The organism is Mesorhizobium sp. M7A.F.Ca.US.006.01.1.1 (assembly GCF_003997935.1).
Classification (GTDB): domain Bacteria; phylum Pseudomonadota; class Alphaproteobacteria; order Rhizobiales; family Rhizobiaceae; genus Mesorhizobium.
This window is the reverse complement of sequence record NZ_RZQL01000300.1, coordinates 1-7,362: the sequence shown is the minus strand read 5'-3', so window position 1 is coordinate 7,362 and position 7,362 is coordinate 1. Positions and strand designations below refer to the sequence as shown.

Sequence of the window (7,362 nt, the reverse complement as noted above, 5' to 3'; positions counted from 1 at the left end):
CAAGCGCATCGCCGGGCAGATATCGACGGGCAGCGACGTCCGGCTCTTCGGCGAGGTTTTGATCGCACGGATGCAACGCGGGCGCGGGCGTGTCGCGCCGACCCGCATCCCCTATCCGGTCGATGCGGCGACGGCCGTGCTCAGGGATATCGACGTTCTGATCCTGGTCGGCGCGAAGGAGCCGGTTGCCTTCTTCGCCTATCCGGGAAAACCGGGACGGCTTGTTCGGGAAGGCTGCGAGGTGCTGACACTGGCCGCCCATGGCGACGATCTGTATGCGGCGCTGGAGGCGCTTCGCGACGAACTTGGCATCAAGCCATCGCAACAACGGGTGCTGGCGGCCACTTTTCCCGACGAGGCAACGCCGAATGGCAAGCTGACGGAAGATGCCATCGCGCTCTCGGTGGCGCGCAAACTGCCGGTCGATGCGATCATTTGCGATGAAGCGATCACCTCCGCCAGGCGTTTCTTCGCGCTGTCGGCCTTTGCCGCGCCGCACGACTACATGATGGGTACGGGCGGATCGATCGGTGGCGGCATCCCGATGGCGACCGGGGCTGCAATCGCCTGTCCGGACCGCAAGGTGATCAATCTCGAAGCCGACGGCAGCGGCATGTACACGGTGCAGGGATTGTGGACGCAGGCCAGGGAAAAGCTCGACGTGGTTACGATCGTGTTTTCCAACCGAACCTATGCGATCCTGCATGGCGAGATGAAGAATGTCGGCGTCGGCGCCATCGGCGAGAACGCCAGGCGCATGCTCGACATCGCCCATCCCTCGCTCGACTGGATTTCGCTGGCCAAAGGCATGGGCGTGGAGGCAGCCCGCGCCGAGACGTGCGAGCGGTTCGAAGCGCTGCTGGACAGCGCGCTGTCACGGCGCGGGCCGTTCCTCATCGAAGCGGTGCTCTGAGCGCGGCGAAAAACGATCAGCGGAACCGAGCTACCAGCGCGTCTTTTCGCCGGGAGCCGCCGGTTCGATCGCCAGCGCGTGCACGCCGGCCTGCAATTCGTCGGCAAGCAGTTCATTGACGGCGCGGTGACGGTCGATGCGGCTCATGCCGGCAAAGGCGGAAGCGACGACGCGGACGCGAAAATGCGTCTCGCCGGTGCCGTCGTAAGTGCCGTGATGGTCGGAGCCGTGATGGTGGTGGCCGGCATGGAGATGGCTTTCATTGATGATGACCAGCCGCTCCGGCGAAAATGCCTTATTGAGCTTGTCTTCCATGGTCGTCTGTATGGACATCGCCGTTTTCCTTCACCACATATGGCTGGCGCCTCAGCCTTCAAACCAAAATCGGTCTTCGCAAAAGCGCCGCCGAGCAACAAAATCCGCCATTCGCCTGCTTTATGCCGCGATTCAGCGGTTAGGGCGATGATCGCGAAAATGTCAATTCTTGTTTCGCATCTGCGAACGCCCCATAAATGGGTAAGATGAAGCCGTACCCCAAATATTTCGAGAAGATTCGCGTCCGCCCCGACAAGGACGCGGAGCTGAAGTCGCACTCGCCGATCTGCCAGTGGGACGGCTGCAAGGAGGCGGGCACCCATCGCGCACCGGTGGGGCGCATGAAGGAGGGCGAGTATTTCCGCTTCTGCTTCGACCATGTGCGCGAGTACAACAAGGGCTTCAACTATTTCTCCGGCGTGCCGGACACCGAGGTCGCGCGCTTCCAGAAGGAAGCCATGACCGGGCACCGGCCGACCTGGAAGATGGGCGCCACCGGCCCCTCGACGCGGTCATCGCCCGATATGGCGCAGATGCGTTCCGGCCGCGCCGGCTACTATAACCGCATGCGCGACCCGTTCGACCTGTTCAAGGGACCGAAGGATCCGCGCGAGGCGCGCGAGCGCAAGGCCAAGCCGCTTGAGGCCAAGGCGCTGGAAACGCTTGGCCTTGATACAAAGGCGACTGGCAAGGAGATCAAGGCGCGCTATAAGGAACTGGTGAAACAACACCATCCGGATGCGAATGGTGGCGACAGAGGTTCGGAAGACCGGTTCCGCGATGTGCTACAGGCCTATCGCGTGCTCAAACAGGCGGGCCTGTGCTGAGCGACCATACGGTTCGTGTCGTTTTCCAACTTTCATAAGGTTGGAAAAGGCTCTAAGACCGCCCCCGGACAAAATCGATTGCCGGCGAAATCAGACGTTTCGCCCGTGGAGACGTTGAGAGATATGAACAAGGTCGATCGCGACATCGCCAACCTGCCCGACACGACGGTGTCGGTGAAGGAGAAATTCGGCTTCGAATCCAAGATGGTGGTGCCGGCCTATTCGGTGACATCGGAGCATGTGCCCGACATCGACCCGGACTATCTGTTCGACAAGAACACGACGATGGCGATCCTTGCGGGCTTTGCCTACAACCGCCGCGTCATGGTGTCGGGCTATCACGGCACCGGCAAGTCGACCCATATCGAACAGGTCGCCGCCCGCCTCAACTGGCCTTGCGTGCGCGTCAACCTCGACAGCCATGTCAGCCGTATCGATCTCGTCGGCAAGGACGCGATCGTGGTCAAGGACGGCCTGCAGATCACCGAATTCCGCGACGGCATCCTGCCCTGGGCCTACCAGCACAATGTGGCGCTGTGCTTCGACGAGTACGATGCCGGCCGTCCGGACGTGATGTTCGTCATCCAGCGCGTGCTGGAATCGTCGGGCCGGCTGACGCTGCTCGACCAGAGCCGGGTCATCCGCCCGCATCCGGCCTTCCGGTTGTTCTCGACCGCCAACACGGTCGGCCTCGGCGACACCACCGGCCTCTATCACGGCACCCAGCAGATCAACCAGGCGCAGATGGACCGCTGGTCGATCGTCACCACGCTGAACTATCTGCCGCACGACAACGAAGTCGCCATCGTGCTGGCCAAGGCCAAGCACTATCGCGACGGCAAGGGCAAGGACATCGTCAACAAGATGGTGCGCGTCGCCGACATGACGCGCTCGGCCTTCATCAACGGCGATCTGTCGACCGTGATGAGCCCGCGTACGGTGATCACCTGGGCCGAGAATGCCGAGATATTCGGCAATATAGGCATGGCGTTCCGGCTGACCTTCCTCAACAAATGCGACGAACTGGAGCGCTCGGTGGTGGCCGAGTTCTATCAGCGCGCCTTCGGCGAGGATCTGCCCGAGAGCGCCGCCAACGTGGTGCTGGGGTAAGCACAGTCTCGATGGCGGGTCCGGGCGACAACACGCGCAACAAGTCGAAGACGGGCTCTGAAGCCGACAGCTTCAAGCGTGCCGTCACCGTCTGCATGCGCGCCATTGCCGGCGACAAGGAACTGGAAGTCGGTTTCGCCAAGGACCGGCCGGCGCTCGCCGGCAGCCGTGCGCGTTTGCCCGAATTGCCGAAGAAGGCATCGAAGAGCGACATTGCGATCACCCGCGGCCTCGGCGATTCCATGGCGCTGAAGCGCGCCTGCCACGATGTGCGCATCCACACCAAGCTGGCGCCGGAAGGCAAGGCCGCCCGCGCCATCTATGACGCGGTCGAACAGGCCCGCGTCGAGGCGATCGGGTCTCGCGCCATGCAGGGCGTCGCCGACAATATCGGCTCGATGCTGGAGGACAAATACGCCAAGGCCAACCTCGTCGACATCAAGGACAAGGCCGACGCGCCGATCGAGGAGGCTCTTGCCCTGATGGTGCGCGAGAAGCTGACCGGCCGCCCGGTCCCGAAAAGCGGCGAGCGGCTGGTCGAACTCTGGCGCCCCTGGGTCGAGGAGAAGGCCAAGGCCGACCTCGACGGATTGTCGGCCAAGCTCGGCGACCAGCAGGCGTTCGCCCGGGTCGTGCGCGAGATGCTCGCCTCCATGGAGATGGCGGAGGAACTCGGCGACGACCAGGAGACGGAAGACTCCGAGGACAATGACGACAACCAGCCGCAAGGCGAGGAGCAGAGCGAGGAGGGCGGCGAAGAGGATTCCGGCTCCGAGCAGTCGCAGTCCGAGGACGCCGAAGCTTCGGCCGATGACGAGCAGTCGGCCGAGACCGAAGCCTCCGACGCCACCGCCGACGACCTGTCCGACGATGACGACGCCGATGCCGAAACACCCGGCGAAGCGCGCCGCAACGACAATCCCTTCACCAATCTGCCGAAGGAGATCGACTACAAGGTCTTCACCGCCGCTTTCGACGAGACGGTCGGCGCCGAGGAGCTTTGCGAAGAAGAAGAGCTCGACCGGCTGCGCGCCTTCCTCGACAAGCAGCTTGCCAATCTGTCCGGCGTCGTCGGGCGGCTGGCCAACCGGCTGCAGCGCCGGCTGATGGCGCAGCAGAACCGCTCCTGGGATTTCGACCTGGAAGAAGGCTACCTCGATCCGGCCCGGCTGGTACGCGTCGTCATCGACCCGATGCAGCCGCTGTCGTTCAAGCAGGAGCGCGACACCAAGTTCCGCGACACGGTGGTGACGCTGGTGCTCGACAATTCCGGCTCGATGCGCGGCCGGCCAATCACGGTCGCGGCAACCTGCGCCGACATATTGGCGCGCACGCTGGAACGCTGCGGTGTCTCGGTTGAGATCCTCGGTTTCACCACGCGAGCCTGGAAGGGCGGGCAGGCACGCGAGAAGTGGCTGAAGGACGGCAAGCCGCCGAACCCAGGCCGGCTCAACGATCTGCGCCACATCATCTACAAGTCCGCCGACCATCCATGGCGGCGGGCGCGGCGCAATCTCGGCCTGATGATGCGCGAAGGCCTGCTCAAGGAAAATATCGACGGCGAGGCGCTGCTGTGGGCGCACAACCGGCTGATCGCCCGGCCCGAGCAGCGCAAGATCCTGATGATGATCTCGGATGGCGCGCCGGTCGACGATTCGACGCTGTCGGTCAATCCGGGCAATTATCTCGAGCGCCATCTGCGCGCCGTCATCGAGCTGATCGAGACGCGTTCGCCGGTGGAACTGCTGGCCATCGGCATCGGCCATGACGTCACGCGCTACTACCGCCGCGCCGTCACCATCGTCGATGCCGAGGAACTGGCCGGCGCCATGACCGAGCAGCTGGCTTCGCTGTTCGCCGAGGAAAGCGCGAAGGATACGCGACGCGGCGGTGGTATGCGGCGCGCCGGATGATTTTTTCGCGCGGCGTTCAACAGACGCTTTTCGCCGCGATCGCCTTGTTTTCCGGCGTGGCTTCGGCGGCAGCCAGTTCGGCTGTTTCCACCTCGGTTGAACCGGGCGAGGTCTCGGCCCGCCCGATCACCGAATTCCATATTGGACATGCCGGCAAGCAGTTCGGCTCGCTCGAATTCGTCGGCGGGCTAGAGATGACCTCGCAGACGCGCGATTTCGGCGCGCTGTCGGCCTTCCGCTTCCTGAAGGCTGGCGGTGACTTCATCGGCGTTGCCGACACCGGCTTCTGGTTCTTCGGCACGGTGGTCCGCGACGCTGAAAAGCGGCCCTCCGGCATCCAGAATTTCCACATGCAGCAGATGGTCGACCAGACCGGCCTACCGATCGACAGGAAATGGGAGGTCGATGCGGAAGGTCTCGCGGTCAAGGACGGCATCGCCACCGTCGGCTTCGAGCGCAGCCACCGCGTCGCCCAGTTCAAAATCGACCCCAACGATATGAAGGCGCCGTTCAAGCAGCTGGATTTCCTGGTGCCGGCCCGTGAACTGCGACAGAATCGCGGCTTCGAGACTGTCACCCACGCCAACGCCAACGGCCAGCATGAGGGTGGCCTGATAGTGGTCTCCGAGAAGAGCCTGGACAAGGCCGGCAACATCTATGCCGCCATCATCGAAGGGCCGCACAAGGGCGTCTTCACCGTCAAGCGCAATGGCGATTTCGACATCACCGACGGCGCCTTCCTGCCCGATGGCGATCTGTTGCTTCTGGAGCGCAGTTTCTCGATGGCCAGCGGCGTCAAGATGCGGCTGCGGCGCATCTACGGCGAAAGCGTCGAGAAGGGCGCGGTCGCCGACGGGCCGGTGCTGCTGGAGGCCGACATGGGCTACCAGATCGACAATATGGAAGGGCTCGACATCTGGACCCGCGATGACGGCGCGCTGATGGTGTCGCTGATCTCCGACGACAACCACTCGATCCTGCAGCGCAACCTCTATCTGGAATTCATTCTCCACCAGGATTGACCCCGCCGGCTTTACGTCCTGGTGGCGATCCAGATGACATGGCGCGCGCCGCGCTTGCCGTTGGCGCGCGTGTTGACCTCTTCGACCGCGAAGCCTGCCTGCTTCAGCCGCCGCGTGAAGCCGCTGTCGGGGCCTTGCGACCACACCGCCAGCACGCCGCCCGGCTTGAGGGCGCTGCGTGCGGCTGCGAGGCCTTGTACGCTGTAGAGTGCGTCGTTGGATTTGTGGACGATGCCTTCCGGGCCGTTGTCGACATCGAGCAGGATGGCGTCCCAGGCCGCCGGCCGCAACCGGATCAGCTGCCCGACATCGGCTTCCTGGATTGTGACGCGAGGATCGTCGAGACAGCCGCCAAAGATTTCGGCCATCGGACCGCGCGCCCAGGCGACGACGGCCGGCACCAGTTCGGCGACGACGATTCCGGCATCATTGGCCAATTCTGCAAGTGCGGCGCGCAAGGTAAAACCCATGCCAAGCCCACCGATCAGGATTGCTGGCTGGCTATGGCCGGCAATCCGCCCGCAGGACAGTTTTGCCAGCGCTTCCTCGGAACCGCTGAGGCGGCTGTTCATCAGCTCGTTGGTGCCCAGCATGATCGAGAATTCGGTGCCGCGTCGCTTGAGGCGAAGTTCCTGCGCGCCATCCGGGGTCTTTGCCGAATCGAGCTGGACCCAGGGAATCATGATCTTTGTCCGACCATGATCTTTTCCGAAAACCGGGTCCCACTTTTCGGGATCATGGTCTAAGCCGCAACTGCCGGCTGGCTCCAGCGGGCGGCGAGCAGCCGGTAGGGGATGAGCGCGACCACGGCAATGATCAGTTTCACCGAGAGATCGCCAAGCGCCCAGGAAATCCAGCGCATCGCCTCGACATGGAAGACGCCCATCAAAGATGCGGTTTCCGCCGCGAAGCTGTCGTTCGGACCCACAAAGGCAAAGGCAGCCGAGAAAGCGACGGTGAAGAACACTGCGGTGTCGAACACCGACCCGACCAGCGTGCCGATGATAGGCGCGCGCCACCAACTCTGCCGGCGCAGCCGGTTGAAGACGGTGACATCGAGCAGTTGCGCGCTGAGGAACGCCGCTCCGGACGCGGCCGCGATACGCACCAGCCGGTCGGCGGCGGTCTCGAATTCGATCAGGCCGTGACGGAACAGGAAGGGCGGGACAAGGATCGAGCAGATCACCGCCGTCATGAAGCCGACAAAGACGATCCGGCGCGCCACAGTGGGTCCGTAGCGGCGGTTGGGGAGGGGAGTGACC

General features: G+C 63.6%; 8 protein-coding genes. 5 read left to right on the top strand and 3 right to left on the bottom strand.

The window, feature by feature from the left end:
- On the top strand, positions 1 to 913 hold a 913-nt coding region (locus EN943_RS32785), incomplete at its 5' end, for an acetolactate synthase large subunit (RefSeq protein ID WP_127416108.1).
- 30 nt (positions 914 to 943) lie between these two features.
- Here the strand turns inward: EN943_RS32785 and EN943_RS32780 are convergent.
- Positions 944 to 1,246: a BolA family transcriptional regulator gene (locus tag EN943_RS32780; RefSeq protein ID WP_127261015.1), complete on the bottom strand. Its 303-nt coding sequence runs from the start codon at positions 1,244 to 1,246 to the stop codon at positions 944 to 946.
- A gap of 179 nt (positions 1,247 to 1,425) precedes the next feature.
- Here EN943_RS32780 and EN943_RS32775 point away from each other — a divergent pair, with 179 nt between their 5' ends.
- The 4 genes from EN943_RS32775 (at position 1,426) to EN943_RS32760 (ending at position 6,100) form a co-directional block, all read left to right on the top strand.
- The gene (locus EN943_RS32775; RefSeq protein WP_032901057.1) at positions 1,426 to 2,055 is read left to right on the top strand and encodes a J domain-containing protein; all 630 of its coding nucleotides are present in this window, start codon (positions 1,426 to 1,428) and stop codon (positions 2,053 to 2,055) included.
- 123 nt (positions 2,056 to 2,178) lie between these two features.
- Positions 2,179 to 3,165 carry a cobaltochelatase subunit CobS gene (gene cobS / locus EN943_RS32770; protein ID WP_013529367.1) on the top strand — a complete coding sequence of 329 codons (987 nt, stop codon included), beginning with the start codon at positions 2,179 to 2,181 and terminating at the stop codon, positions 3,163 to 3,165.
- An 11-nt stretch (positions 3,166 to 3,176) separates the two neighbouring features.
- Complete coding sequence (gene cobT / locus EN943_RS32765) at positions 3,177 to 5,078, top strand: cobaltochelatase subunit CobT (protein WP_127416107.1); 1,902 nt, start codon at positions 3,177 to 3,179, stop codon at positions 5,076 to 5,078.
- A complete protein-coding gene (locus EN943_RS32760; protein WP_127416106.1) occupies positions 5,075 to 6,100 on the top strand; it encodes an esterase-like activity of phytase family protein in 1,026 nt (341 codons plus the stop codon). Before cobT ends, EN943_RS32760 begins: the two co-directional genes overlap by 4 nt.
- Positions 6,101 to 6,111: 11 nt before the next feature.
- Here the strand turns inward: EN943_RS32760 and EN943_RS32755 are convergent, their stop codons facing one another.
- Both EN943_RS32755 and EN943_RS32750 read right to left on the bottom strand, forming a co-directional pair.
- Positions 6,112 to 6,783, bottom strand: a complete 672-nt coding sequence (locus EN943_RS32755) for a hypothetical protein (RefSeq protein WP_127416105.1) — start codon at positions 6,781 to 6,783, stop codon at positions 6,112 to 6,114.
- A 59-nt stretch (positions 6,784 to 6,842) separates the two neighbouring features.
- A partial coding sequence (locus EN943_RS32750) for a queuosine precursor transporter (RefSeq protein WP_164778493.1) occupies positions 6,843 to 7,362 on the bottom strand: 520 nt, incomplete at its 5' end.